This window comes from Parageobacillus sp. KH3-4 (genome assembly GCF_022846435.1).
GTDB classification, from domain to species: domain Bacteria; phylum Bacillota; class Bacilli; order Bacillales; family Anoxybacillaceae; genus Parageobacillus; species Parageobacillus thermoglucosidasius_A.
On sequence record NZ_AP025627.1, the window covers coordinates 3,792,854 to 3,816,932 of the forward strand.

Below are 24,079 nucleotides of genomic sequence, written 5' to 3' on the forward strand. Positions count from 1 at the left end.
TGCCTTCGTTACTCCTGTTCTGGGTTGCGCAAATAATATCCGACTCCCCGCCGTGTGACGATCCATGACGGATGCGATGGATTATCTTCAATTTTTTCGCGAAGCCGGCGCACCGTCACATCCACAGTGCGAACGTCGCCATAATAATCGTATCCCCATACCGTTTGCAACAGGTGCTCCCTTGTCATCACTTGTCCGATATGCTTCGCCAAATAATGAAGCAATTCAAACTCGCGATGCGTCAATTCAATCGTTTCTCCGCGCTTTGAAACGATGTATGCATCAGGACGAATGACAAGAGAACCAATGATAATTTCATTCGTATCGTTCGTTTCTTCTTGGGCAACGGTTTGCGAATGGCGGCGCAAATTCGCTCTCACCCGCGCCAGCAGTTCTCTTGTGCTGAACGGCTTTGTGACATAGTCGTCTGCTCCTAATTCTAAACCGAGCACTTTGTCAATCTCGGAATCTTTCGCTGTTAACATAATAATCGGCATATCGTATTTTTTCCGGACTTCGCGGCAAACTTCCATTCCATCTTTTTGCGGAAGCATAATATCAAGCAAAATAAGATCCGGCATTACTTCCTCCACTTTTTGCAACGCTTCTTCCCCATCATAAGCGCAAATCACTTCATATCCTTCTTTTTGTAAATTAAATTGCAAAATATCTGCAATTGGCTTTTCGTCGTCAACAACAAGAATTCGTTTTTCCATCATCCTTCACATCCTTCCTTTGCGATGGAATCGAAAATAAGTACATTATTAATTTATCATGTTATTAAAATGAATTCACTCATTACCGTTTGCCAATTGGAGGCGAAACAAAAAGAAAAGCATAGATACATCGCTGCATCTACGCTTTTATTATACTATTCATGCATATTTTACGCATATACGCTGCGAACGACGTTTGTTTGCGAACGATCTGGACCGACAGAGAAAATCGATAATGGAATGCCCGTTAATTGCGAAATGCGTTCCACATAATGGCGGGCATTTGCCGGCAGTTCATCCAAGCTTTTAACGCCGGTAATATCTTCTGACCATCCTGGCAGCTCCTCGTAAATCGGCTCACATTCCGCCAACACTTTTAAACTTGCTGGAAATTCTTCGATCACTTTCCCTTTATAACGATAAGCGACGCAAATTTTTAATGTTTCAATGCCGGTAAGGACATCGATTGAATTTAGCGATAAATCCGTGATGCCGCTAACCCGGCGAGCATGGCGAACAACGACGCTGTCGAACCAACCGACGCGGCGCGGACGTCCCGTCGTTGTTCCATATTCTCGGCCGACTTCACGGATGCGGTCACCGATTTCATCATGCAATTCGGTTGGAAACGGGCCGTCGCCAACGCGAGTCGTGTACGCTTTCGCAACCCCGACGACATGTTTAATTTTCGTTGGCCCAACGCCAGAACCGATCGTCACACCGCCGGCGACTGGATTCGATGAAGTAACAAACGGATACGTTCCTTGGTCAATATCGAGCATAACGCCTTGCGCGCCTTCAAAAAGAACACGGCGCCCTTCATCAAGTGCATTATTTAACACAACGGACGTATCGCAAACATATTTGGCAATTTGCTGTCCATATTCGTAGTATTCATCCAAAATATCTTCCAGTTTCAACCCTTCAACACCGTACACTTTTTCAAAAAGGATATTTTTTTCCTGCAAATTACGCGCCAATTTTTCTTCAAACACTTCGCGATCTAACAAATCAACAATACGGATGCCGACGCGCGCCGCTTTATCCATATACGCAGGCCCAATGCCTTTTTTTGTCGTGCCGATTTTGTTCTCCCCTTTACGTTCTTCCTCTAATTCATCCAATTTCAAATGATAAGGTAAAATGACGTGCGCGCGATTGCTGATGCGTAAATTATCAGTTGAAACGCCGCGGTCATGCAAATGTTTCAACTCCGCCACTAACGCTTTTGGGTCGATTACCATTCCGTTTCCGATGACACAAATTTTATCTTTATAAAAAATTCCCGATGGAATTAAATGTAACTTGTATTTCTCCCCGTTAAAAACGATCGTATGCCCCGCGTTGTTTCCCCCTTGATATCTCGCAATCACTTCCGCGTTTTCTGACAGAAAGTCGGTAATTTTTCCTTTTCCTTCATCGCCCCATTGCGTCCCGACAACGACGACTGACGACATGGCGAGCACCTCCATTTTACTCGATGTAAACATTGTAAGTGTAACAGTTTTTCCGGGGAAAGTCAATAAAACACGAACATTTATATATGTTAATCATTTATTTATTCGTATTTTAAAAAATAAAGTGCCGCTCGAAAAGTCGGCACCTGTCCTTCGCTACGCTCCCGGCGGAATTTGTGCATCATCAAAGCGGCGTTCCAAATTGACAAACTTATTATATTCTTTAATAAACGCAAGCTGCACTGTCCCAACCGGACCGTTCCGCTGTTTTGCAATAATAATTTCAATAATATTTTTGTTCTCTGAATCTTTATTGTAATAGTCGTCACGGTATAAAAACGCAACAATATCGGCATCTTGCTCGATGCTTCCCGATTCGCGGATGTCGGACATCATTGGCCGTTTATCTTGGCGCTGCTCGACACTGCGAGAAAGCTGGGATAAAGCGATCACCGGCACTTCTAATTCACGGGCCAACGCTTTTAAAGAACGGGAAATTTCCGAAACCTCTTGTTGGCGATTTTCTCTGTTTCTGCCGCTTCCTTGAATGAGCTGCAAATAGTCGATGACGATCATGCCAAGACCTCTTTCCTGCTTTAAACGGCGGCATTTGGCGCGAATATCGCTGACGCGGATGCTCGGCGTGTCGTCAATATAAATGCCGGCGTTCGATAAGCTTCCCATCGCCATCGTCAGCTTTCCCCAGTCTTCCGGCGTCAGTCGCCCTGTCCGCAAATTTTGCGCGTTAATGTTTCCTTCCGCGCACAACATTCGCATCACGAGCTGCTGTGCGCTCATTTCCAAACTAAAAATCGCGACGTTTTCGTTCGTTTTTGTTGCGACGTTTTGCGCGATGTTTAACGCAAACGCCGTTTTCCCTACGGAAGGGCGCGCGGCGACAATAATAAAATCGCTGCGCTGAAACCCTGCTGTCATGCGGTCAAGTTCGGTAAACCCCGTCGGAATCCCCGTCACTTCTCCCTTTCGATTATGAAGCATTTCAATATTATCATATGTCTGCACAAGCACATCCTTAATATTTTGAAACGTGCCGGCATGCTTCCGCTGCGAAATTTCCATAATTTTTCTTTCAGCTTCATCTAGCAAAATGTCTACTTCATCTTCCCTCGTATATCCGTCTTGGGCGATGGAGGTTGCGGTGCGAATCAAACGGCGTAAAATCGATTTTTCTTCGACGATGCGCGCGTAATACTCGACGTTTGCCGCCGTCGGCACCGCATCGGCCAATTCGCTTAAATATGATACACCGCCAACTTCCTCCAATTGCTGCGTATCAGCAAGCTCCGCTGTCACTGTTACTAGATCGACCGGCTCTCCTTTATCAGCAACGCGAAGCATCGCGTGAAAAATTTTTTGATGGGAAGCGCGATAAAAATCTTCCGGAATCAAAATTTCCGAAGCCAACGTCAAGGCGGAAGGATCAAGAAATACAGCTCCTAGCACAGCCTGTTCCGCCTCGATGCTCTGCGGAGGAATTCGTTCCGAAAATAGATCGTTCATGTTATTTCACCACCTTTTTCCCCCGTCTTCTCTTTTCATGTCATAAGAAAAATGTGATTATATGAGGGAACCCGCCCTCATAAAATCACATTTTATTCTCATGTTACCGATATTACCGCTTTATCGTGATGGGGAAACAAATATTTTTTACTTTTCGGCCACATGCACTTTTAACGTTGCCGTCACTTCCGGATGAAGTTTCACAGGCACATTCGTAAAGCCTAATGAACGAATCGCATCTTCTAGCTCGATTTTCCGTTTGTCGATTTTAATTTGATGTTGCGTTTGCAGAGCTTCCGCGATTTGTTTGCTTGTAATCGATCCGAATAAACGACCGCCTTCCCCGGCTTTCGCCGTCAATTGCACCGTTATTTGTTCTAGCTTTTCTTTTAACTCTTTTGCTTTGGCAAGTTCTTCTTCCGCTTGCCGCTGTTCTCTCCGTTTTTGCGCTTCCAATGCTTTTATGTTTGCCGGCGTTGCTTCAATCGCGAGCCCTTGTTTAAAAAGGAAATTGTTCGCATATCCGTCGGCAACGTTTTTAATTTCCCCTTTTTTTCCTTTTCCTTTTACATCTTTAAGAAAAATCACTTTCATGATTCTTTTCCTCCTTCTAAATAATCATTAATTGCCGCTTGCAGGCGCTGTTCCGCCTCTTCGATCGTGACGTCGGAAAGCTGTGCGGCGGCATTGGTTAAGTGGCCACCTCCTCCTAAGCTTTCCATAATGACTTGAACATTGATATCTCCTAATGAGCGGGCGCTAATGCCTATCGTTTGATCAGCACGCTTTGAAATGACAAAGGAAGCAACGACCCCGCTTAGCGTCAATAGCGTATCAGCCGTTTGCGCAATTAAAACTTGATCGTACGTTTCGTTTGGATCGCCTTTAGCAATAGCGATCCCCTTCGCGTCGATGGACGCATTTTCAATGATTTTCGCCCGCTTTACATAATTAGCGATACTTTCCTTGAGCAGCTTTTGCACTAAAATGGTGTCAGCGCCTTGGGCGCGCAAATAAGAAGCCGCATCAAACGTCCGCGAACCTGTTCGAAACGTAAAACTTTTTGTATCAACAACAATGCCCGCAAGAAGCGCTGTCGCTTCCAGCATGGCCAGTTTCATGCGTTTTGGCTGATACTCTAACAGCTCTGTGACAAGTTCAGAAGTGGAGGAAGCATATGGCTCCATATAGACAAGAATAGGGTCCTTCACAAACTCTTCGCCGCGACGGTGATGATCAATCACAACAATATGATCGGTACGGTATAATAATTTTTCTTCTATCACTAATGAAGGACGATGCGTATCAACGATAATAAGTAACGTATCATCCGTAACCAACTCAAGCCCTTGTTCCGGCTTAATAAATCTTGACCATAGCTCCGAATGCTTTTTCAATTCCTCAATTAAACGTTGTGCTCCAGAATCTGTCCGTTCCGTATCAATGACGATAAACCCTTCTTTTTGATTTAATTGTACTACTTTTAAAATTCCGATCGCCGCTCCAAGCGCGTCCATATCCGGATATTTATGCCCCATAATCAGCACTTTGTCGCTTTCCGCGATCAATTCCCTGAGCGCATGAGAAATGACGCGGGCGCGGACCCTTGTTCGTTTTTCCATCGGGTTCGTCTTTCCACCATAAAATTTCACTTTTCCGTTGCCTTGCTTAATGGCAACTTGGTCGCCGCCGCGGCCCAGCGCTAAATCTAAACTAGATTGCGCCAGCGTTCCCAATTCCGGAAGAGATGACACACCAGCGCCGATCCCAATACTTAACGTTAACTGGACATTATATTTCATCGTCTGTTCGCGAACTTCGTCCAAAATGGAAAATTTGCTTTTTTCCAGCTGCTTAAGAATGTGTTCATTTAAGACAGCAATAAACCGATCAGACGACGTCCGCTTCAAAAATATTCCATAATCATGCGCCCATTGGTTCAAAATGGACGTCACATGACTGTTCATCTGGCTTTTTGCCTGGTCATCCATTCCTTGTGTAATCTCGTCATAATTATCAAGGAAAATAACCGCCAATACTAACCGTTCTGCCTCATATTGCTTCTGCAATTCTACTTGCTCCGTCACATCGAAAAAGTAAAGAAGCCTTTCCTCGCGTCTTACAATGACTTTAAAATACCTTTCGCGAATGCTGATGATTTCTTCGTTTGTTTGCTCCTGCTTTATTAAAGGGATTAACGAATCGGCAAGATCGTATAGCGACCGGCCTACGAGCGTCTGTTCCCCAAAGCAAGAAGCTAAAAACTGATTCGCCCATTCCACCTCATATTCATCGTTAATGAGCATAATTCCAATGGGCATCCCCATCAATGCTTCTTCGCCGACTTTTTTAATTCGGTATGACAAGTTAGAAATGTATTGTTCAAGTTCTGCGTATAACGACCGCTGTGACTTTATAACGTAATAAAGCACAAAACCGAGGAGCAAAAAGCTAACTATCCCTAAAACCCATTGAAAATAAAGCAAAAATGCCGCAAAAACAGCCGACAAGACAATAAAAGCGTATAAGGGATAGCGGTGCGCTTTCCTTTCATAAAAATAAGACATCCAAGTCAGCTCCTACATAGAAATAATCCAATAAAATAATCAATAGAAATAACCCAATAAAATAATCTACCTTATTGCGATGATCATATGCGTTTTCGCAACTCAAACCCTAAATCAATTATACCTAATATCGCGATAAGATAAAGTAGAAAAGGAAGGAACAAGCATAGTATTGTGCCACCGATCACAACGCCTTTCGACACGTTTTTTTTATTGGCAACATAATGTAAAAAGGAAAATCCTTGAACGATAAAAAGCAGCTGTAATAAATAATATATGTTGAAAACGGCGAGGTAGGCAAACGTTCCTTTTTCCAACGGAAACAATGAAACAACAAGCACAAGCAAATAGTACCATAATAAGCTTTTTGGCAACGTAAAATCACGAAACGGCGGCCATGCGCCAATCGGCAGCTTTAATCGTTTTAAAATTGGCACAGATACAGCCATCGTTACATATGCGAGCAAAAAAGCAGCAAGGACAAACAATGTCGGGGTTATGTACTTTACAAGTTCCAATCCTTGCTCAAGTTGTTCCTGCAATTGCTTCGGCGTCTCTTGCCCCATTCCTTTCATGATTTGCATCGCTGTTTGAAAAGAATCGTGAAACACCGAAAATGATTCTTGAATGATGTCCATTTCAAAAAATTTGATGGAAATGACGTAATCGATGATCATGTTAATCAGAAACACGAACGCGCCGGCTAATAAAATTACATAACGGCTTTTATTTTTTCTAAGCAACGCTCCAATGGTAATCCCCGCCGTGCCGAACATTAACGCGACAGGCAATGAAAACATGGAACCGATCAGCATAGAAACAATAAGCGAGGCAACAAGCAAAAAAAGCGCATATGTGTAACCGTGCCTCATCGTAAAAATGATAAACGGCAGCGACAAAAAAAATGCAGCAATCATCCCTAATAATGGTATGTACAGAGAAATTAAAAATAAAACGGCAAACAGCGCGAGCTGAACCGCTGCCTCCGTGATTGTACGCGCCCCTCTCAATTTACCAGCCTCCTTCTTTACCTGATCGCACACTTAAGGAAAAGGCAACACATATAGAAAAAGCAGTAAGGATTCCCCCTTACTGCTTTTTCTATTTTATTCGTCTGCTACGTATGGCAATAGCGCCATTTGACGAGCGCGTTTAATCGCCACCGTTAATTTGCGTTGGTATTTCGCGCTTGTGCCAGTAACACGGCGAGGCAAAATTTTGCCGCGCTCGGAAATGAATTTTTTCAGCAAATCGACATCTTTATAGTCGATATGCGTAATTCCGTTCGCTGTGAAATAGCATACTTTCCGGCGTTTTGCACGTCCGCCTTTACGTCCTGCCATATCACGCATCCTCCTTTCCTCGTTGTCTATCCGATCAAGGGGATTTCCGCTTTTTCATTAAAACGGCAAATCATCGTCTGAAATATCGATCGGTTGTCCATCGTTTGCAAAAGGATCTTCATCTATGCGACTAAAATCATTTTCATTTGTGTTGCGATGGTTCTGATTTTGTCCAAATGGGAATGGCTCCCCATAATAGCCGCCTGCTGCCATGCCGCGCTGTTCTGTGCTGCTTTTCGGCTCAAGAAATTGGACGCTATCAGCAACCACTTCCGTCACATACACACGTCTACCATCTTGACCTTCATAGCTGCGGGTTTGCAAACGACCGTCTACTCCGGCTAAACTTCCCTTTTTCAAGAAATTCGCGACATTTTCCGCTTGGCGTCGCCAAACGACGCAGTTAATAAAATCTGCTTCCCGTTCACCTTGCTGGTTTGTAAACGGGCGATTGACAGCAAGCGTAAACGTAGCAACAGCCACCCCACTTGGAGTATAGCGTAATTCCGGATCTCTCGTTAGCCTTCCCACAAGAATTACGCGATTAATCATCAGAACCACCTCTTAATTTCAAAAAAAATTATTCTTCTTCTCTTACGACAATATGACGGATAATATCGTCGTTGATTCGCGCTAAACGGTCAAATTCTTGCACCGCTTTTGGCTCAGACACTACATTAATAATCATGTAGTAACCATCGCGGTATTTTTTAATCTCATACGCCAAGCGGCGTTTTCCCCAATCCGTCACGTTTGTAATTTCCGCGCCGTTTTCTTTTAAAATATTATTGAAACGATCCACTAATGCTTGTCTCGCTTCATCGTCTAAATTTGGGCGGATAATGTACATGATTTCGTATTTTCTCATGTTCGTCACCTCCTTTTGGTCTAAGCGGCCCTTTCGATTAAGGGCAAGGAGTAAAACAATTACTCACGTTCTTTGATTATATCATGACAAAAAACGATAAGCAATATTAAACATTAAAGCGGAAATAAATAATATCGCCGTCCTGCACTTCGTAATCTTTCCCCTCTAACCGGATTTTTCCTGCCTCGCGCGCCGCCGCCATCGATCCAGCCGCGACTAAATCCTCGTAAGAAACCGTTTCCGCGCGAATAAATCCCCGTTCAAAATCCGAGTGAATAATTCCCGCGCACTCTGGAGCTTTCATCCCTCGCCGGAACGTCCATGCGCGCACTTCTTGTTCCCCAGCGGTAAAAAACGTTGCCAATCCGAGCAAGTTATATGACGCGCGAATTAATTGGTCCAGCCCCGATTGTTCGATGCCAAGTTCTCGTAAAAACAGCTCTTTTTCCTCATCATCCAATTGCGCGATTTCTTCTTCAATTTTGGCGCAAACAACGATTACCTCGGCGTTATCGCTTTGCGCGAATTCGCGGACTTGTTTGACAAACGGGTTGTCATCTGGATTGGCGACATCTTCTTCCCCGACGTTCGCAACATATAACATCGGTTTAATCGTTAATAGATGAAGCTGCTTTACCACCTTCATTTCCTCTTCTGTAAAGGAAAGCGTGCGCGCCGGTTTTCCTGCCTCAAACGTTTCTTTTAGGCGCATAAGAATATCGTATTCAAAAACAGCGTCTTTATCTTTTTGTTTCGCGATTTTGCCGACGCGGTCTATGCGTTTATCGACCGTTTCTAAGTCGGCGAAAACAAGCTCTAAATTAATTGTTTCAATGTCGGCAAGCGGATCGACTTTTCCCGCCACATGGGTTATATTTTCATCCGTAAAACAACGGACGACTTGGCAAATCGCATCGACTTGGCGAATATGCGATAAAAATTTATTGCCAAGCCCTTCGCCTTTGCTCGCCCCTTTGACGATGCCAGCGATATCAGTAAATTCGAACACGGTCGGTACTGTACGCTTCGGCTTGAACATTTCTGTCAACACTTTCAGCCGTTCATCCGGCACTTCAACAATGCCGACATTCGGCTCGATCGTACAGAAAGGGTAGTTGGCGGACTCTGCCCCCGCTTTTGTAATCGCATTAAACAGCGTCGATTTTCCGACGTTTGGCAAACCGACGATTCCTGCTGTTAATCCCATCGTTTCCACTCCTCTTTTCCGTTCACATGATTAAGTCCCAGAGATCGTGTAAAAAAAGAAAACGGCAAAAAGCGATTTTAGTAATGGACTGAAAGCGGAATTTACCACAAATAATTAGGAAATTGAGCTTCCGTTCATGCCTTCCCTCATTATAGTGAGTACAAAAGAAAATGACAAGCGCCCTCGTGCGCTAGTCATTTTCCACTTTTTCAATATTGACTAAACAGTCGTATAAAGTGCTGCCGCGCCCGTTGTCCGATTCGCGGTCCGATGTTAACACATTGACCGCCCCGCCAAATTTCGCCCATTGCCCTTCATCGATATTGATCGTTTTTGGATGGGCTTTAGCAAGGATTTTTACCGTTCCAATTAATTCGCCGCGGTCGTTAAACACTCTCGCTTTATCTCCCTCCGCCAATCCTTTCTCTTCGGCAACATCTTTCGATACTTCAATTTTAAGCGACTGAATCGATTCAACGAGATGGTAATGCTGCGAGTGGTTGGAGCGAAGCGGGTGAATCGTCAACAAACGGTACGGATATTTTTTCGCTAATAGCGGATTAGCGATTTCTGACTCGGCCGGATACAAGATTTGCAGTTTGCCGTTCATTCCCTTTTGCTGCGCCAACGCGGAAGTAAACTCATATTTGCCGCTTGGCGTTTGGAAACGGTAATCGCTCCATGGGACGGGCTGAACTGGGAGAAGCAGATGTTTTTCTTCTTTCAGCCGCTCGAGCGTAATTCCGTATCGTTCCAACGGCTTTAGCCCCATTTTTAAAAATTCTTCCCTTGTATAAGCAAAATCAGCGGCAAAGCCAAGCCGCTTCGCCAGCTCCGTCCAAATCCAAAGATCAGATTTGGCTTCACCCGGCGGTTCAATGAGCTTTGGCCCATAATTGACATAAGCGTGATACATGGAAGAGTAATAAACATCTTCCTCTTCAAACACAGTTGTTACTGGCAATACGTAATCCGCAAGCGCGGCGGTATCGGTCATGAATTGTTCGAATACAACGACCGTATCCACGGACTGGAACGCCTTTTTCACCAAGTTCGTGTTCGGCACTTGTGTAAGTGGATTGCCGCATGTCACGATAATCATCTTAATATCCGGGTTTGTCGCCTGCAAAATGCCTTCCGCCTGCTTCATCATCGTGAACGTGCGGGACGCAGTTTTTCGCTCTGCAAGCGCGAGCGCGGCAATATCAAAGCATTGCCCGACTTGTAGATTGCCGAAATTCGCCCCGCCTCCCGGAATGCCAACATTGCCGCTTATCGCTACAAGCGCGTCAATCCAGCGGATTGTATTGCCGCCATTGGCATATCGCTGCATGCCAAGCCCCAAATATGTCGCAGTCGGACGATTTCCGTAAATCATGGCTAACTCTGTTATCACGCTGCGTTCTACTTCGGTAAGCCGCTCAATTTTTTCCATTGTTATGTTTTCCAGCATCGCTTCGACATCGGCAAACCCAACCGTATGCCGCGCAATAAACGAACGATCCTCTAAACCTAGGCGCAACATTTCCTTCATTATTCCCATCGCCAAAAATGCATCCATCCCCGGCTTGACCGATACATACATATCGGCGATTTGCGCCGTTTGCTGGAACAACGGATCAATGACGATGATTTTTGTTCCCCGTTTTTTTGCGGCGAGAAGATGCTGAAATAAATGCATATTCGTCCGCGCTACGTTTCTCCCCCAAATGACCACATGGCGGCTATTTTGGATATCTTCTGGAGCATGGCTATAGGAATTGCCGAAATCCCATGTTTGCGCCTCGATCCCGGCTCCCCAGCACAAGCTGCCAGTCAGCTCCGTCACGCCGCCGTAACAATTAAAAAACCGCTTGTCTAAATTTTTTAACAGTCCGTTATTCGCGTAATCATGGCTATGTAGGACAGCGGTTGTCCCATAGCGGTCTTTTATTTCCTTCAGTTTGTCCGCCACTTCATCGAGCGCCTGCTCCCATGAAATACGGACAAACTGACCATTAACTTTTTTCAACGGATACAAAAGGCGTTCGCTTGAATTTGTCCGCTCCTTGAGCATGCGGCCGCGGGCGCAAATCTTCCCTTGCGTAATCGGATGTGTTTCATCTCCGTCCACTTTTGCCACTTTTCCGTCTCGGACGGTCACTTTTAACCCGCACACATCCCAACAATTTAACGGGCACGATGTGACGTGTATTTCTTCCATAACTCTTCTCTCCTCTTTTTGCTACAGAAAGAGCATGAGGTTGTTATTCCTCATGCTTGACTAACACTTTTTTCATCTTTCTCACAAATTCTTTTCGCGGCAGCAGCACGCTATGGGCGCATCCTTCGCATTTAATGCGGATATCGGCACCCAAACGGATCACTTTCCATCGGTTCGTGCCGCACGGATGCGGCTTTTTCATCTCGACGATATCATACAATCCAAATTCTTTATCCATCCGCTCACCCCCACCTTTTGCTTAGGCGTTTTCGTTCGCTTGCGAAGTCGCTTCGTTTTCCTGACCTTGACGATTATACAAAACAAGACGCGGAAATGGAATTTCGATTCCTTTTTTGTCCAAATGCATTTTTACTTCTTTTCGAATTGCTCTTGCAACCGAAATATGGCGCATTGGTTTTGTTTCACAAACAATACGTATCACTACTTCCGAACTAGCCAAATTTTGCACGCCTAACAACTCAGGTGGAGCAACCATATCTTCATATTTTTCCGGCAGCTGCGGCAAAAGTTCGCGAATCGCTTCCTCTGCCTTCTCGATGTCTTCTTCATAGGCGATGCTGACATCCACTACGGCAACACTATTATTTAAGGAATAGTTCGTCACTTGCGTAATGCTTCCATTTGGCAAAATATGAACTTCCCCTGTCCAGCTTTTAATTTTTGTTACCCTTAAACCAATCGCCTCGACATATCCTTCGAAATTGCCGATTCGCACGTAATCTCCAACAGCGAACTGGTCTTCAAAAATAATAAAAAACCCGGTAATGACATCTTTTACTAAACTTTGCGCGCCAAAACCGACGGCAAGCCCAACAATTCCAGCGCCTGCCAAAATCGCTTTTACTTCCACGCCAAGCGTATCTAAAATCATAATCAGCGCAATAAAACATAATACGTACGTGATCACATTATCAAGCAGTCTTACCAATGTCGCTTCCCGGCGCTCGGAAATACGGATCGGCGCCTTTTGCCGCATTTTAAAAATATTGTGGACAGCAATTTTTAAAATTTTTAAAATAATAAAACACAGCAATAAAATAATGGTGATTTTAAGTGCTCCTGCCCCTAAACTTCCCCAAAACTCTTCGTTCGTGACGAATCCAAATAAACGGTCCAAATTAACTGTATCCAATGTTGTTCACACCTCTGCATCGTTTTGCATTTTCACCTCTTTTATTTTAGCAAGATCGCCAATCAATTTGTAGTAATAAACTAAACAAAGGCCCGAATGTATATAATTTTCGCATTTTCCGTATACTGTTAATACTTGGAGCGAAAATTTAGGAGTGGAGTATGATGAGCATATCATCTATTTTTTTCTCGCCAAAAAATGAAAAAGAACATATTTTCCACGATGAACAAGGAGCTGCTTCATTAATAGCGCTGCGGCTTGTTTCGCTGCTTCCTTCCCCTTTATCGCAGCCTGCTGCCATTGTTTGCATCGGAACAGACCGTTCGACAGGAGATTCGCTTGGACCGCTTGTCGGCACCATGTTAAAAGAAAAACGTCTTTCTCATTTTCATGTATATGGAACGTTAGAAGAGCCAATCCATGCCGTAAACCTGGAAGAAAAAATCACCGCGATTCGCACTATTCATCATGACACGCTGATGATTGCCATTGATGCCTGCTTAGGAAGGCTCAAAAGCGTCGGCGCTATTACGATCGCGAAAGGGCCGGTGCGGCCGGGCGCCGGAGTGAATAAACAGCTTCCTCCTGTCGGCGATCTTCATATTACCGGAGTAGTAAATGTTAGCGGGTTTATGGAATTTTTCGTTTTGCAAAATACCCGCCTCCATCTTGTAATGAACATGGCAAAAGTGATCGCAAATGGCATCGTTGAAGCAGATCGGCAGTTAAGCCGAAAAGAATATATGGAAAATACATCCATTATCAAAAAACGCCATCAGCCATTCTAATTAGCAACCCCCTTTTTGTTTCAATGAACAAAAAGAAGGCGATTGTTTTCAAAAAAATAAAGAATGGAAACCGCCAAAGCGGTTACAATCATGCTAGGCAGCAAATTTGCTACGCGTATATTCGTCACACCAATCATGTTTAAACCAATCGCGATAATTAAAATTCCCCCCGTTGCGGTCGATTCGGCAATAAACGAATCGACAATTTCTTTTGGCACCCATCTTTCAATTTGTGTGGCAAGCAGCGCGATCCCCCCTTCATACATTATGACGGGAGCCGCTGAAAAAATAACGCCAATACCTAGGGTCGCCGTTAAAATAATGCTCGCGAAGCCGTCCAAAATCGATTTCGTGTACAAAACGCGATGGTCACCGCGCAATCCGCTATCAAGCGCGCCAACAATCGCCATAGCGCCAACGACAAATAATAATGTGGCGCTGACGAACCCTCTTGCAATATCCCCCTGCTTGTTTCCTCTCATTTTTTTCTCGATCCATTCTCCCAGCTGATTTAACTTGCGATCCCAATCCCATATTTCTCCCAACACCCCGCCAAGAACAAGACTAAAAATGACAATGAGAAATTGTTCGCTTTTCATCCCCATTTGAATCCCAAGCAGCGCTACGGCAAGCCCGATTCCGCCCATGACCGTTTCCTTCACCCGCTCGGGAATATCATCAAATAATTTTCCTAACAATGACCCGATCACAATACAAATCCCATTCACAATCGTCCCTAACAGCACCACAAGTGTTTCCTCCTAGCCGCAAAAAAATAAACCACCAATATGATGGCTCGCTTATTCATCGAATCGCACATTTAATAATTCTAATATTCTTTCTAAATCTTCGGGAGAGAAAAATTCAATCTCGATTTTCCCCTTTTTTCGAGTTTGTTTAATCGTCACGTTCGTTCCGAGTTTTTCCCGTAGCAATGATTCGCTTTCCTTCAAAAAAACGCTTTTTTCCACTGGTTTTCGCTTCGATGTTTCACGTGAAACATTTTTGTTCATTTCTTGAATGAGCTTCTCCAGCTGGCGAACGTTCAACTGCTCACGAATAATGCGGTCAACAACGAGTTTCATCTTATTTTTGTGTTTCAGTCCTAACAGCGCCCGCCCATGCCCCATCGAAATCGTTCCATCTACAATCAGTTTTTGTACATCCTTTGGCAACGATAATAAGCGAAGATGGTTGGCAATATGGGGGCGACTTTTCCCGACGCGGCTGGCAATTTCCTCTTGCGTAAGCTGCAATTGATCCATTAGCGTTTTATACGCCATTGCTTCTTCGATCGGATTTAAATCTTCACGCTGCAAATTTTCCAACAGAGCAAATTCCATCATCTGTTGATCCGTTAATTCCCGAACGACGACCGGAACGGTTTCTAAATTTGCTTCTTTTGCGGCACGATAACGCCGTTCCCCGACGACAATCTCAAACCCTTTTATACTTTTCCGCACGATGAGCGGCTGCAAAATCCCATGCTGCAAAATCGACTGTTTCAATTCTTCAATCGCTTCCGGATGAAACGTTTTCCGCGGCTGGTAAGGATTTGGATGAAGCTGGCGAATATCCACTTCTTTTATCGTCTCTTCTTCCTTTAACGCCAAATGGGAAAACAGCGCATCGATCCCTTTTCCAAGACCTTTAGCCACGCTCTAACACCTCCTTCGCCAATTCTAAGTATACTTCCGCGCCCCGCGATTTTACGTCGTACAAAATAATCGGTTTTCCGTGGCTTGGCGCTTCGCTTAACCGGACATTTCGCGGGATAATTGTGTTATATACTTTTTCGCGGAAATATTTTTTTACTTCTTCAATCACTTGAATCCCTAAATTCGTGCGGGCATCCAGCATTGTTAGCAAAACGCCTTCAAGCCGCAATTCGTTATTTAGATGTTTTTGTACAAGCCGAATCGTATTTAATAGCTGACTAAGCCCTTCGAGCGCGTAATATTCGCATTGCACGGGAATAAGGACGGAACTGGCTGCCGTTAACGCGTTTAGCGTTAATAGTCCTAAAGAAGGAGGACAATCAATAATAATAAAGTCGTATGTTTCCCGCAGCGGATCGAGCGCATTTTTTAAGCGGATTTCGCGGGAAATAACCGATACGAGTTCAATTTCCGCCCCCGCTAACTGGATGGTTGCCGGGATAATATGTAGATTTTCAATATTGGTTGGTCTTATCACATCTTTCGCTTTTAAATCTCCGACCAGAACGTTATAAATGCACTCATCGACGTCGCCTTTTTCAATTCCGATTCCACTTGTCGCATTTCCTTGCGGGTCGACGTCAACAAGCAATACTTTTTTTCCGATATGCGCTAAACAAGCGGCTAAATTAACCGCCGTGGTCGTCTTTCCGACTCCGCCTTTTTGATTTGCAATCGCAATTACTTTGCCCACGATGCCACCTACCTCTAATTGGTACTCATATGTTTATTTTAACATGAAATAAATAAAACGGCTTGTTTTCGATGCACGTAAAGAAAAAAGGATCAAGTAAAATCCACCCTCATCTAATCTGATCATTGGGAAACTAAATCGCATTTGCTATTCCTAATACTTAATTGAAAAAACCGGGCCTTGAACACTGGTTACGGGCATAAAATTATAGAAAGAAAAAACCCCATCAAAGGCAACTTGATGAGGTAAAACATTTTTGGAGCCATTTACTTTTTCGGAATGCGAATCGTAATTTGATAATAGTCTTCAAATTCTTCTTCTTCGGAATCAACCGCTACGCCGCTGTTCGCCACCATCGTGAGCGACTGCCGGATCGTGTTGACGGCGATACGCATATCTTTACTAAGCGCTTTTCGTTTTGGCTTCGGTTTTCGATTCATCGATTCGAGCATTTTTAATACACGGTCTTCCGTTTGTTTGACATTTAATTGCTTTTCAATAATTTCTCGCAGCAATTTTAATTGTTTTTCTTTATCTTTTAAGACAATTAATGCACGTGCATGACGCTCCGTAATGGTCCGCTGCAAAAGCGCTTCCTGCACTTCTTGCGGCAGCTTTAATAGGCGCAATTTATTTGCGATCGTCGATTGCCCCTTTCCGAGCCGTTGCGCCAATGCCTCTTGTGTCAAATTATGCAGTTCCAACAGCTTTGCGTATGCCATCGCTTCCTCAATCGGCGTCAGCTCTTCCCGCTGCAAATTCTCAATTAATGCTACCGAGGCGGTTTCTTTGTCGTTTAAATTTTTGACAATCGCTGGAATTTCCGACCAACCAAGCTTTTGAACGGCGCGCCATCTTCGTTCTCCCGCAATAATTTCAAACTTTCCATCCTCGCATTCACGAACAACAATCGGCTGGATAATGCCATGCGTATGGATCGTTAACGCTAGCTCCTCAATTTTTTCCTCGTCAAAAATCGTTCGCGGTTGGAAACGGTTCGGAATAATTTTAGAAACCGGAATTTTTTTTATTTCTTCTTTTTCTCGTTTTCCCATTTCTTCCTGTTCCTTTTCGCCAAAGCTAAAGAAGCGAGAGAAAGGATGTTTCATTCCCCTACACCACCTTTAAAAACTCTCCCCTAAAATGTAAAAAGCTCACTCAATCGGTTGCTTATTCGGCATTCCCGGTTTGCGAGGATATTTGTTTGGCGTGCTTCGCACTTTTTGGATGAAAATAATCGTTCGTTCGCTTTGCTCCATCGGCAGCGTAAATCGCTCGACGGCGGAAACTTCCCCGCCAAGCACGTGAATCGCTTTTTTGCCTTGTTCCAATTCTTCTTGTGCCGAAGCGGCTTTCATGGCGATAAAAGTGCCGTTTACTTTGACGAGCGGAAGACATAACTCGCTTAATACGGGCATCCGCGCCACCGCCCTTGCGATGACGACATCAAATGATTCACGGAATTCTTTGTTTCTCCCAAACGTTTCGGCGCGATCGTGATAAAACGCAACATCGGCCAATCCTAATTCAGCAGCCAAATGCTGCAGAAAGTTGATGCGCTTTTGCAATGAATCGACAACCGACAATTTCAAATGCGGAAAGCAAATTTTTAACGGAACGCTTGGAAATCCCGCTCCCGCTCCTACATCGCAAAGCGATAAAGACCGGGAAAAATCATAGTAAAAAGCTGGGGAAAGGGAATCAAAAAAATGCTTTAAATACACGCTGGGCTTGTCCGTGATCGCAGTTAAATTCATCTTTTCATTCCATTCGATGAGCAATTCATAATACCGTTCAAATCGTGCCAATGCTTGAGAAGAAAGCGAAACGCCTTTCTCCTCAAGCATAGCCTGAAACTGTGCTGTATCCATACGCCAATCCTTTCCTTCATTTTTATTCATTCGACACGCGTGCGATTCTTCCTTGTTCCAAATACACCAATAATATCGAAATATCGGCAGGATTTACTCCGGAAATGCGCGAAGCTTGCGCAATCGATAATGGCCGCACTTGTTTTAGTTTTTGTCGCGCCTCTGTTGCTAAGCCGTGAATGGCGTCATAATCGATGTCTTCTGGGATCTTTTTATTTTCCATTTTTTTGAGGCGTTCGACTTGTTGCAATGATTTTTGAATATATCCTTCGTATTTAATTTGAATTTCCACTTGTTCCGCCACTTCCGGTGAAATCTCTTCTTCGGCTGGAGCAAGCTGCTTAATATGTTCATATGTCATCTCCGGGCGCCGCAATAAGTCAGCAGCGCGAATGCCGTCTTTCAGCTCGCTGCCACCGGCTTCGCGGATGACTTTCTGCACTTCCGGAGTCGGTTTAATGATATAAGACTTTAGCCGTTTTTTCTCTCTTTCGATCGCTTCTTTTTTCGCCAAAAATTTTTGATAACGTTCCTCAGAAATTAACCCGATTTTGTAGCCAAGCTCTGTGAGACGCAAATCAGCATTGTCATGGCGAAGCAACAGACGATATTCGGCACGGGACGTCAGCAATCGATATGGTTCGTTCGTTCCTTTTGTGACGAGGTCGTCGATCAACACGCCAATATACGCATCGGAACGGCTTAAAATAATCTCTTCTTTTCCAAGCGCCCGGTGCGCCGCGTTGATCCCCGCCATAATTCCTTGTCCTGCCGCTTCCTCATATCCAGACGTTCCATTAATTTGCCCAGCTGTGTATAAATTTTTCACCAGCTTTGTTTCCAACGTTGGCCATAATTGAGTTGGAACGATTGCGTCATACTCAATCGCATAGCCCGCCCGCATTAATTGCGCCTTTTCAAGGCCAGGAATCGTCGCTAACAGCTGCCGCTGAATATGTTCCGGCAAGCTCGTCGACAATCCTTGCACGTATACTTCTTCCGTTTCGCGTCCTTCCGGTTCTAAAAAGATTTGGTGGCGCGGTTTATCGTGGAAACGGACGATTTTATCTTCAATCGACGGACAATAGCGCGGGCCTGTCCCTTTGATCATTCCGGAATACATTGGCGATAAATGCAAATTTTCGTCAATGATACGATGCGTCTCCGGCGTCGTATACGTGAGCCAACATGGCAATTGGTCAGTAATATATTCTGTCGTTTCATAGGAAAACGCCCGCGGCACATCGTCCCCTGGCTGAATTTCCGTTTTGCTGTAGTCAATCGTGCGGCTGTTGACGCGCGGCGGTGTTCCTGTTTTAAAGCGGACAAGCTTAAACCCGAGCTCTTCTAAATGCTCCGACAATTTAATCGACGGTTGTTGGTTGTTCGGCCCGCTTGAATACTTAATGTCTCCAATAATAATTTCTCCGCGCAAAAATGTCCCTGTCGTAATAACAACCGTTTTTGCATAATAATGCGCTCCTGTATGGGTGATTACCCCTTTGCACACGCCGTCCTCCACGATCAAACGTTCCACTTTTCCCTGCAATAATGTAAGATTTTCTTGATTTTCAAGCGTCTTTTTCATTTCGCGTTGATATAGCACTTTGTCCGCTTGCGCGCGCAACGCCCGCACCGCCGGACCTTTCCCGGTGTTGAGCATCCGCATTTGGATATATGTTTTATCAATATTTCTCGCCATTTCCCCGCCTAACGCGTCGATTTCGCGGACGACGATTCCTTTCGCCGGGCCGCCGATCGACGGGTTGCATGGCATAAACGCGATCATATCAAGGTTTAATGTAATCACTAACGTTTTCGCGCCAATGCGCGCCGCCGCTAACGCCGCTTCACATCCAGCATGGCCGGCTCCGACGACGATAACGTCATACGAACCTCCATGATAGTCCATAGCTACTTCCTCCCTCATTATTTTCCTAAACAAAATTGCGAAAACAGCTGGTCAATTAAGCTCTCATGCACCGTATCGCCAATAATTTCACCAAGAAGCTCCCATGCTCTTGTTAAATCAATTTGGACAAGATCGACGGGCATTCCCGATTCAATACCGGAAATCGCATCTTCGATCGCCTTTTTTGCTTGCTGAAGCAAGGCGATATGACGCGAATTCGAAACGTACGTAAGATCGCCTGCTTCGACAGCACCGCTGAAAAACATGTCGGAAATAGCGGTTTCTAAATCTTCAATTCCTTTTTCGTGCAGTAGAGATGTCGTAATAATCGGGCGCCCGCCCGCTAATTGCTTGACCCGATCCATATCGATATTTTGCGGCAAATCCGTTTTGTTCACGATAACGATGAAATCCATCCCTTTGACCATCTCAAAAAGCTCTTCGTCCTCTTCTGTCAACGGCTCATGATAATTTAACACAAGCAAAATTAAATCAGCTTCCTTCAACATTTGCCGCGAACGTTCGACACCAATGCGCTCCACGATATCTTCTGTTTCACGAATCCCCGCTGTATCGATCAATCGAAGCGGAACGCCGCGGACATTCACGTACTCTTCAATCACATCGCGCGTCGTTCCGGGAATGTCCGTGACAATTGCCTTGTTTTCGTGCACAAGCGCGTTTAATAGCGATGATTTTCCAACATTCGGTCTGCCGATAATGACCGTCGCCAAGCCTTCGCGCAAAATTTTGCCCTGCTGCGCGGTTTGCAGCAATTTTTCAATTTGCTCGCGCACGTATTGCGCCTTTTCCATTAACAGATGCGGCGTCATTTCTTCGACATCGTCATATTCGGGATAATCAATGTTCACTTCAACATGCGCGAGCGTTTCTAAAATCGTCTGCCGCAATTCGCGAATTCGTTTTGATAAGCGCCCTTCCATTTGTTGCAGCGCCACGTTCATCGCCCGGTCCGTTTTCGCCCGAATCAAATCGATGACCGCTTCCGCTTGAGATAAGTCAATTCTTCCGTTTAAAAACGCGCGTTTGGTAAATTCTCCGGGCTCGGCAAGCCGCGCCCCGTTGGTTAATACAAGCTGCAACACGCGATTGACGGAAACCAACCCGCCATGGCAGTTAATTTCGACAACGTCCTCCCTCGTAAACGTCTTTGGCGCACGCATCACCGATACCATTACCTCTTCGACCGTCTGGCCGCTTTTTGGATCGACAATATGACCGTAATGAATCGTATGAGATGGAACGTCCTTAAGGCGTTTCCCGCTTGGGCTTTTGAAAATGCGATCAGCAATGTCTATCGCTTCGTCGCCGCTCAGTCTGACAATCGCAATTGCTCCTTCTCCCATCGGTGTGGAGATTGCGGCAATTGTATCGAATTCCATCGCTTTCTCACCTCTCTTTGCTGACAGACAAAAAACCGATCCATCTATATGTTAGACAACTCCCGTTGCCAATAACGATCTATCCACAATTTTTTGTTAATCATTTCAATTTTAACTTATCCACATGTGAATAACAATATGAAGTGCTCATTCCCTTAAAGCTAAAAACGCGAACGTTAAGTACAATTGTTAAAAAAAAGCAGAAAAAGAGGCTGCCTCGCTTGTTCAAGAGATAGCCCCTTTTCATCAACATGATTTGTCACCTGGTTGGAGATATGACCACATAACGGCGCGGTTCTTCTCCAACCGAATAAGTAGTCACTTTTTCATGGTTTGCCAACGTGGTATGAATAATTTTTCGTTCATGCGCTGGAAGCGGCTCCAGTTTTATTTCTTTTCCAGCTTGTATCGCTTTTTCCGCTAACTTTTGCGCCAACTGAATAAGCGTTTTTTCTCTTCTTTCCCGATAGTTTTCCGCGTCGACGATGATGGAAACATATTCTTTTGCATAGCGGTTTGCAACAAGTTGAGTTAATAATTGCAATGAATTTAATGTTTGTCCGTGTTTTCCGATCAGCAAACCTACTTGTTCTCCAGTGATCATGAATGTGACATGGTTACCGCTTTGCTTTTTCTCAATTTTTACCGCTGTGACTCCCATCTGTTTTATAACATTTTTTAAAAATAACTCCGCTTCTTCAACTGGGTCTGCTATGAGTTTTGCTTTTACAACCGCTGGTTTGCTCCCAAAAATTCCAAACAACCCTTTTTTCCCTTTTTCTACCACAATAATTTCTGCGCGGTCTCTCGAAACACCGAGCTGTTGCAACGCTAACTGCACAGCTTCATCAACAGTAGCGGCGGTCGCGGTTACTTCTTTCACTTTTTCGTTCCTCCTGAATGGGCATCGATAGTTGGTCCTTTAATGAAATACGTTTGTGCAATGGAAAAAATATTTCCGACTACCCAATAAAGCGATAAAGCAGCTGGGAAATTAATTGCGAAAATCACGATCATGATCGGCATCATCCAGAGCATCATCGCCATTTGCGGATTTTGTTGCCCTGCGTCAGCCATTATGATTTTTTGTTGGATGAATGTCGTAATCCCTGCGACAACCGGTAAAATATAATATGGGTCTTTTTCGCCGAGGTCAAACCATAAAAAGTTATGTTCCGCTATTTCTCTCGTCCGCATAATGGCGTGATAAAATCCGATTAAAATCGGCATTTGGATAAGAATAGGAAAACATCCTGCCATTGGGTTTACGCCGTGCTTTTGAAACAACAACATCATTTCTTGTTGGAGCTTTTGTTGCGTTTGCATATCTTTAGAGCTATATTTTTCTCGAAGCTTTTGTATCTCCGGTTGTAGCGCTTGCATCGCTTTCGCGTTTTTTGTTTGCTGGATCATTAATGGCAAGATGAGCAAACGAATGAAGATCGTGACGACAATAATCGACAATCCATAGCTTCCGCCGAAAATTTTAGCAACATATTTAATTAACCAAGAGAGCGGATATACGATATACTCATTCCAAAAACCTTTGCTCTCCGGCGTAATTGGTTCGTTAATTTGCGTACATCCTGATATGACTATAAGCAGCGCCGTCAACAAAATCGTTAACCAAATTCGCCTCTTCACCATCTTTTTCCTCCTAATCGACAAATTCGCATATCCTAAATATGTATTTTAGCATCATTGTAAACAAAATGGGCGCTCTTTTTTATTTTACCTCTCTTTTTAGCGCGCCCACCTTGCGCAATACATGAAGCAAACTACTCTTCACCTCAAAATATGTCATGTCCGCAGCTGGAAGCCTAGCAATAATGACATAATCTTTTCCAGGCAAAATATCATCTTTCATTTCTAAAAAAACTTGTCGAATGTAACGTTTAATTCGATTTCTTACAACCGCCTTGCCAAGCTTTTTACTCACTGATAAACCGATTCGAAAATACGGTTGTCCAGGCCGGTCAAGCATATAAATGACAAATTGCCGATTCGCCATCGACGTACCGCGCTGAAACACCTCTTGGAATTCTTCGTTTTTCTTTATGCGATACTTTTTCTTCATATCACGGAAACACTCCATCTTTTTTCCTTTATATCCAGACATCGCTGCGAAAAAAGACCACTGAAACTTCAGTGGCCTATGCGGATAATACTTTTCTTCCTTTACGGCGACGACGCGCAAGCACTTTTCGACCATTTCTCGTGCTCATGCGCGCACGGAACCCATGAACTTTGCTGCGTTTCCGTCTATTTGGTTGATATGTCCGTTTCATCTATGACACCTCCCTGAGGAATAACTGTTACAGGCAGTCTTTCTAATTATATTGAACAATCTAGTAAAATGTCAACTGCCCCAAGATTTTCCCCGCGTTTACGAATATGTGGATAAGTTTCGGACATCATTTTACATATTCACATCATTTATCGACATTTTTTTCACATTTTTCACTATGTGGATAAGTATTTTTTCACACCGGTTGCTTTTTGTGGATAATTTTAAAAATCCATTGCAACACGCCATTTTATTTGCTATTATTATTGTGTTTTCACTATGGATAATTGTGTGGACAAAAAAAATTATCCACAAATTGTGGATATATTGTGGATATGTTTTTTCACAGCTTGTTTATAAAGTTATCCACA

The 24,079-nt window shown here is 44.1% G+C and carries 25 protein-coding genes; 1 reads left to right on the forward strand and 24 read right to left on the reverse strand.

Translation table 11 applies throughout. The features are described from left to right. Positions 1 to 8 precede the first annotated feature (8 nt). From yycF to MWM02_RS19240, 13 genes are all read right to left on the reverse strand, one after another. On the reverse strand, positions 9 to 716 hold the full coding sequence (gene yycF, locus MWM02_RS19180) for a response regulator YycF (RefSeq protein ID WP_064552933.1): 708 nt from the start codon (positions 714 to 716) through the stop codon (positions 9 to 11). A 170-nt stretch (positions 717 to 886) separates the two neighbouring features. Next, on the reverse strand, positions 887 to 2,173 hold the full coding sequence (locus MWM02_RS19185; protein ID WP_064552893.1) for an adenylosuccinate synthase: 1,287 nt from the start codon (positions 2,171 to 2,173) through the stop codon (positions 887 to 889). A 156-nt stretch (positions 2,174 to 2,329) separates the two neighbouring features. Continuing rightward, positions 2,330 to 3,694, reverse strand: a complete 1,365-nt coding sequence (gene dnaB, locus MWM02_RS19190) for a replicative DNA helicase (protein WP_064552894.1) — start codon at positions 3,692 to 3,694, stop codon at positions 2,330 to 2,332. A 147-nt stretch (positions 3,695 to 3,841) separates the two neighbouring features. Continuing rightward, the gene (gene rplI / locus MWM02_RS19195) at positions 3,842 to 4,288 is read right to left on the reverse strand and encodes a 50S ribosomal protein L9 (RefSeq protein ID WP_064552895.1); all 447 of its coding nucleotides are present in this window, start codon (positions 4,286 to 4,288) and stop codon (positions 3,842 to 3,844) included. Beyond that, complete coding sequence (locus tag MWM02_RS19200) at positions 4,285 to 6,261, reverse strand: DHH family phosphoesterase (RefSeq protein WP_244402705.1); 1,977 nt, start codon at positions 6,259 to 6,261, stop codon at positions 4,285 to 4,287. Before MWM02_RS19200 ends, rplI begins: the two co-directional genes overlap by 4 nt. Before the next feature lie 83 nt (positions 6,262 to 6,344). Then, positions 6,345 to 7,271: a YybS family protein gene (locus MWM02_RS19205; protein ID WP_244402706.1), complete on the reverse strand. Its 927-nt coding sequence runs from the start codon at positions 7,269 to 7,271 to the stop codon at positions 6,345 to 6,347. Positions 7,272 to 7,367: 96 nt separating this feature from the next. Then, positions 7,368 to 7,604 carry a 30S ribosomal protein S18 gene (gene rpsR / locus MWM02_RS19210; RefSeq protein WP_013401907.1) on the reverse strand — a complete coding sequence of 79 codons (237 nt, stop codon included), beginning with the start codon at positions 7,602 to 7,604 and terminating at the stop codon, positions 7,368 to 7,370. Between the two features lie 57 nt (positions 7,605 to 7,661). Beyond that, positions 7,662 to 8,156 carry a single-stranded DNA-binding protein gene (gene ssb, locus MWM02_RS19215; protein ID WP_064552898.1) on the reverse strand — a complete coding sequence of 165 codons (495 nt, stop codon included), beginning with the start codon at positions 8,154 to 8,156 and terminating at the stop codon, positions 7,662 to 7,664. A gap of 28 nt (positions 8,157 to 8,184) precedes the next feature. Further along, positions 8,185 to 8,472 carry a 30S ribosomal protein S6 gene (gene rpsF, locus MWM02_RS19220; RefSeq protein ID WP_064552899.1) on the reverse strand — a complete coding sequence of 96 codons (288 nt, stop codon included), beginning with the start codon at positions 8,470 to 8,472 and terminating at the stop codon, positions 8,185 to 8,187. A 106-nt stretch (positions 8,473 to 8,578) separates the two neighbouring features. Then, positions 8,579 to 9,679, reverse strand: coding sequence for a redox-regulated ATPase YchF (gene ychF / locus MWM02_RS19225; RefSeq protein WP_064552900.1), 1,101 nt, complete (start codon positions 9,677 to 9,679; stop codon positions 8,579 to 8,581). A 190-nt stretch (positions 9,680 to 9,869) separates the two neighbouring features. Continuing rightward, a complete protein-coding gene (locus tag MWM02_RS19230; RefSeq protein WP_244402707.1) occupies positions 9,870 to 11,882 on the reverse strand; it encodes a molybdopterin-dependent oxidoreductase in 2,013 nt (670 codons plus the stop codon). A gap of 43 nt (positions 11,883 to 11,925) precedes the next feature. Then, the gene (locus MWM02_RS19235; RefSeq protein ID WP_013401910.1) at positions 11,926 to 12,120 is read right to left on the reverse strand and encodes a DUF951 domain-containing protein; all 195 of its coding nucleotides are present in this window, start codon (positions 12,118 to 12,120) and stop codon (positions 11,926 to 11,928) included. A 21-nt stretch (positions 12,121 to 12,141) separates the two neighbouring features. Next, positions 12,142 to 13,035, reverse strand: coding sequence for a mechanosensitive ion channel family protein (locus MWM02_RS19240; RefSeq protein WP_244402708.1), 894 nt, complete (start codon positions 13,033 to 13,035; stop codon positions 12,142 to 12,144). Between the two features lie 164 nt (positions 13,036 to 13,199). Here MWM02_RS19240 and yyaC point away from each other — a divergent pair, with 164 nt between their 5' ends. Beyond that, positions 13,200 to 13,823: a spore protease YyaC gene (gene yyaC, locus MWM02_RS19245; protein ID WP_064552903.1), complete on the forward strand. Its 624-nt coding sequence runs from the start codon at positions 13,200 to 13,202 to the stop codon at positions 13,821 to 13,823. A 20-nt stretch (positions 13,824 to 13,843) separates the two neighbouring features. Here the strand turns inward: yyaC and MWM02_RS19250 are convergent, their stop codons facing one another. The 11 genes from MWM02_RS19250 to rpmH all read right to left on the reverse strand — a co-directional run bounded on the left by MWM02_RS19250 (position 13,844) and on the right by rpmH (position 23,709). Beyond that, positions 13,844 to 14,572, reverse strand: coding sequence for a DUF554 domain-containing protein (locus MWM02_RS19250; RefSeq protein WP_064552904.1), 729 nt, complete (start codon positions 14,570 to 14,572; stop codon positions 13,844 to 13,846). A 51-nt stretch (positions 14,573 to 14,623) separates the two neighbouring features. After that, positions 14,624 to 15,481 carry a ParB/RepB/Spo0J family partition protein gene (locus MWM02_RS19255; RefSeq protein WP_064552905.1) on the reverse strand — a complete coding sequence of 286 codons (858 nt, stop codon included), beginning with the start codon at positions 15,479 to 15,481 and terminating at the stop codon, positions 14,624 to 14,626. After that, the gene (locus tag MWM02_RS19260; RefSeq protein ID WP_064552906.1) at positions 15,474 to 16,235 is read right to left on the reverse strand and encodes a ParA family protein; all 762 of its coding nucleotides are present in this window, start codon (positions 16,233 to 16,235) and stop codon (positions 15,474 to 15,476) included. The genes MWM02_RS19255 and MWM02_RS19260 overlap by 8 nt, the downstream gene beginning before the upstream one ends. 266 nt (positions 16,236 to 16,501) lie before the next feature. Further along, complete coding sequence (gene noc, locus MWM02_RS19265) at positions 16,502 to 17,344, reverse strand: nucleoid occlusion protein (RefSeq protein ID WP_064552907.1); 843 nt, start codon at positions 17,342 to 17,344, stop codon at positions 16,502 to 16,504. Positions 17,345 to 17,389: 45 nt separating this feature from the next. Next, positions 17,390 to 18,106, reverse strand: a complete 717-nt coding sequence (gene rsmG, locus MWM02_RS19270; protein ID WP_064552935.1) for a 16S rRNA (guanine(527)-N(7))-methyltransferase RsmG — start codon at positions 18,104 to 18,106, stop codon at positions 17,390 to 17,392. A 22-nt stretch (positions 18,107 to 18,128) separates the two neighbouring features. After that, on the reverse strand, positions 18,129 to 20,018 hold the full coding sequence (gene mnmG / locus MWM02_RS19275) for a tRNA uridine-5-carboxymethylaminomethyl(34) synthesis enzyme MnmG (RefSeq protein WP_064552908.1): 1,890 nt from the start codon (positions 20,016 to 20,018) through the stop codon (positions 18,129 to 18,131). A gap of 17 nt (positions 20,019 to 20,035) precedes the next feature. Beyond that, positions 20,036 to 21,421: a tRNA uridine-5-carboxymethylaminomethyl(34) synthesis GTPase MnmE gene (mnmE, locus tag MWM02_RS19280; protein ID WP_064552909.1), complete on the reverse strand. Its 1,386-nt coding sequence runs from the start codon at positions 21,419 to 21,421 to the stop codon at positions 20,036 to 20,038. Positions 21,422 to 21,680: 259 nt separating this feature from the next. Continuing rightward, the gene (gene jag, locus MWM02_RS19285; protein ID WP_064552910.1) at positions 21,681 to 22,304 is read right to left on the reverse strand and encodes an RNA-binding cell elongation regulator Jag/EloR; all 624 of its coding nucleotides are present in this window, start codon (positions 22,302 to 22,304) and stop codon (positions 21,681 to 21,683) included. After that, a complete protein-coding gene (spoIIIJ, locus tag MWM02_RS19290) occupies positions 22,301 to 23,068 on the reverse strand; it encodes a YidC family membrane integrase SpoIIIJ (RefSeq protein ID WP_244402709.1) in 768 nt (255 codons plus the stop codon). The genes jag and spoIIIJ overlap by 4 nt, the downstream gene beginning before the upstream one ends. Positions 23,069 to 23,147: 79 nt before the next feature. Continuing rightward, positions 23,148 to 23,498 (reverse strand): ribonuclease P protein component, encoded by a 351-nt coding sequence (rnpA, locus tag MWM02_RS19295; RefSeq protein ID WP_064552937.1) that lies wholly within the window; start codon positions 23,496 to 23,498, stop codon positions 23,148 to 23,150. A 76-nt stretch (positions 23,499 to 23,574) separates the two neighbouring features. Next, the gene (rpmH, locus tag MWM02_RS19300; protein WP_003253900.1) at positions 23,575 to 23,709 is read right to left on the reverse strand and encodes a 50S ribosomal protein L34; all 135 of its coding nucleotides are present in this window, start codon (positions 23,707 to 23,709) and stop codon (positions 23,575 to 23,577) included. Between the last annotated feature and the right edge of the window lie 370 nt (positions 23,710 to 24,079).

Bases quoted from the DNA above. Each gene is read 5' to 3' on its own strand.
- rpsF (WP_064552899.1), bottom strand. From the start codon at position 8,472: ATGAGAAAATACGAAATCATGTACATTATCCGCCCAAATTTAGACGAT.
- ychF (WP_064552900.1), bottom strand. From the start codon at position 9,679: ATGGGATTAACAGCAGGAATCGTCGGTTTGCCAAACGTCGGAAAATCG.
- MWM02_RS19230 (WP_244402707.1), bottom strand. From the start codon at position 11,882: ATGGAAGAAATACACGTCACATCGTGCCCGTTAAATTGTTGGGATGTG.
- rpmH (WP_003253900.1), bottom strand. From the start codon at position 23,709: ATGAAACGGACATATCAACCAAATAGACGGAAACGCAGCAAAGTTCAT.
- mnmE (WP_064552909.1), bottom strand. From the start codon at position 21,421: ATGGAATTCGATACAATTGCCGCAATCTCCACACCGATGGGAGAAGGA.
- ssb (WP_064552898.1), bottom strand. From the start codon at position 8,156: ATGATTAATCGCGTAATTCTTGTGGGAAGGCTAACGAGAGATCCGGAA.
- MWM02_RS19185 (WP_064552893.1), bottom strand. From the start codon at position 2,173: ATGTCGTCAGTCGTCGTTGTCGGGACGCAATGGGGCGATGAAGGAAAA.
- noc (WP_064552907.1), bottom strand. From the start codon at position 17,344: ATGAAACATCCTTTCTCTCGCTTCTTTAGCTTTGGCGAAAAGGAACAG.
- yycF (WP_064552933.1), bottom strand. From the start codon at position 716: ATGGAAAAACGAATTCTTGTTGTTGACGACGAAAAGCCAATTGCAGAT.
- dnaB (WP_064552894.1), bottom strand. From the start codon at position 3,694: ATGAACGATCTATTTTCGGAACGAATTCCTCCGCAGAGCATCGAGGCG.
- rnpA (WP_064552937.1), bottom strand. From the start codon at position 23,498: ATGAAGAAAAAGTATCGCATAAAGAAAAACGAAGAATTCCAAGAGGTG.
- MWM02_RS19200 (WP_244402705.1), bottom strand. From the start codon at position 6,261: ATGTCTTATTTTTATGAAAGGAAAGCGCACCGCTATCCCTTATACGCT.
- MWM02_RS19235 (WP_013401910.1), bottom strand. From the start codon at position 12,120: ATGGATAAAGAATTTGGATTGTATGATATCGTCGAGATGAAAAAGCCG.
- mnmG (WP_064552908.1), bottom strand. From the start codon at position 20,018: ATGGACTATCATGGAGGTTCGTATGACGTTATCGTCGTCGGAGCCGGC.
- rsmG (WP_064552935.1), bottom strand. From the start codon at position 18,106: ATGGATACAGCACAGTTTCAGGCTATGCTTGAGGAGAAAGGCGTTTCG.
- rpsR (WP_013401907.1), bottom strand. From the start codon at position 7,604: ATGGCAGGACGTAAAGGCGGACGTGCAAAACGCCGGAAAGTATGCTAT.
- rplI (WP_064552895.1), bottom strand. From the start codon at position 4,288: ATGAAAGTGATTTTTCTTAAAGATGTAAAAGGAAAAGGAAAAAAAGGG.
- yyaC (WP_064552903.1), top strand. From the start codon at position 13,200: ATGAGCATATCATCTATTTTTTTCTCGCCAAAAAATGAAAAAGAACAT.
- spoIIIJ (WP_244402709.1), bottom strand. From the start codon at position 23,068: ATGGTGAAGAGGCGAATTTGGTTAACGATTTTGTTGACGGCGCTGCTT.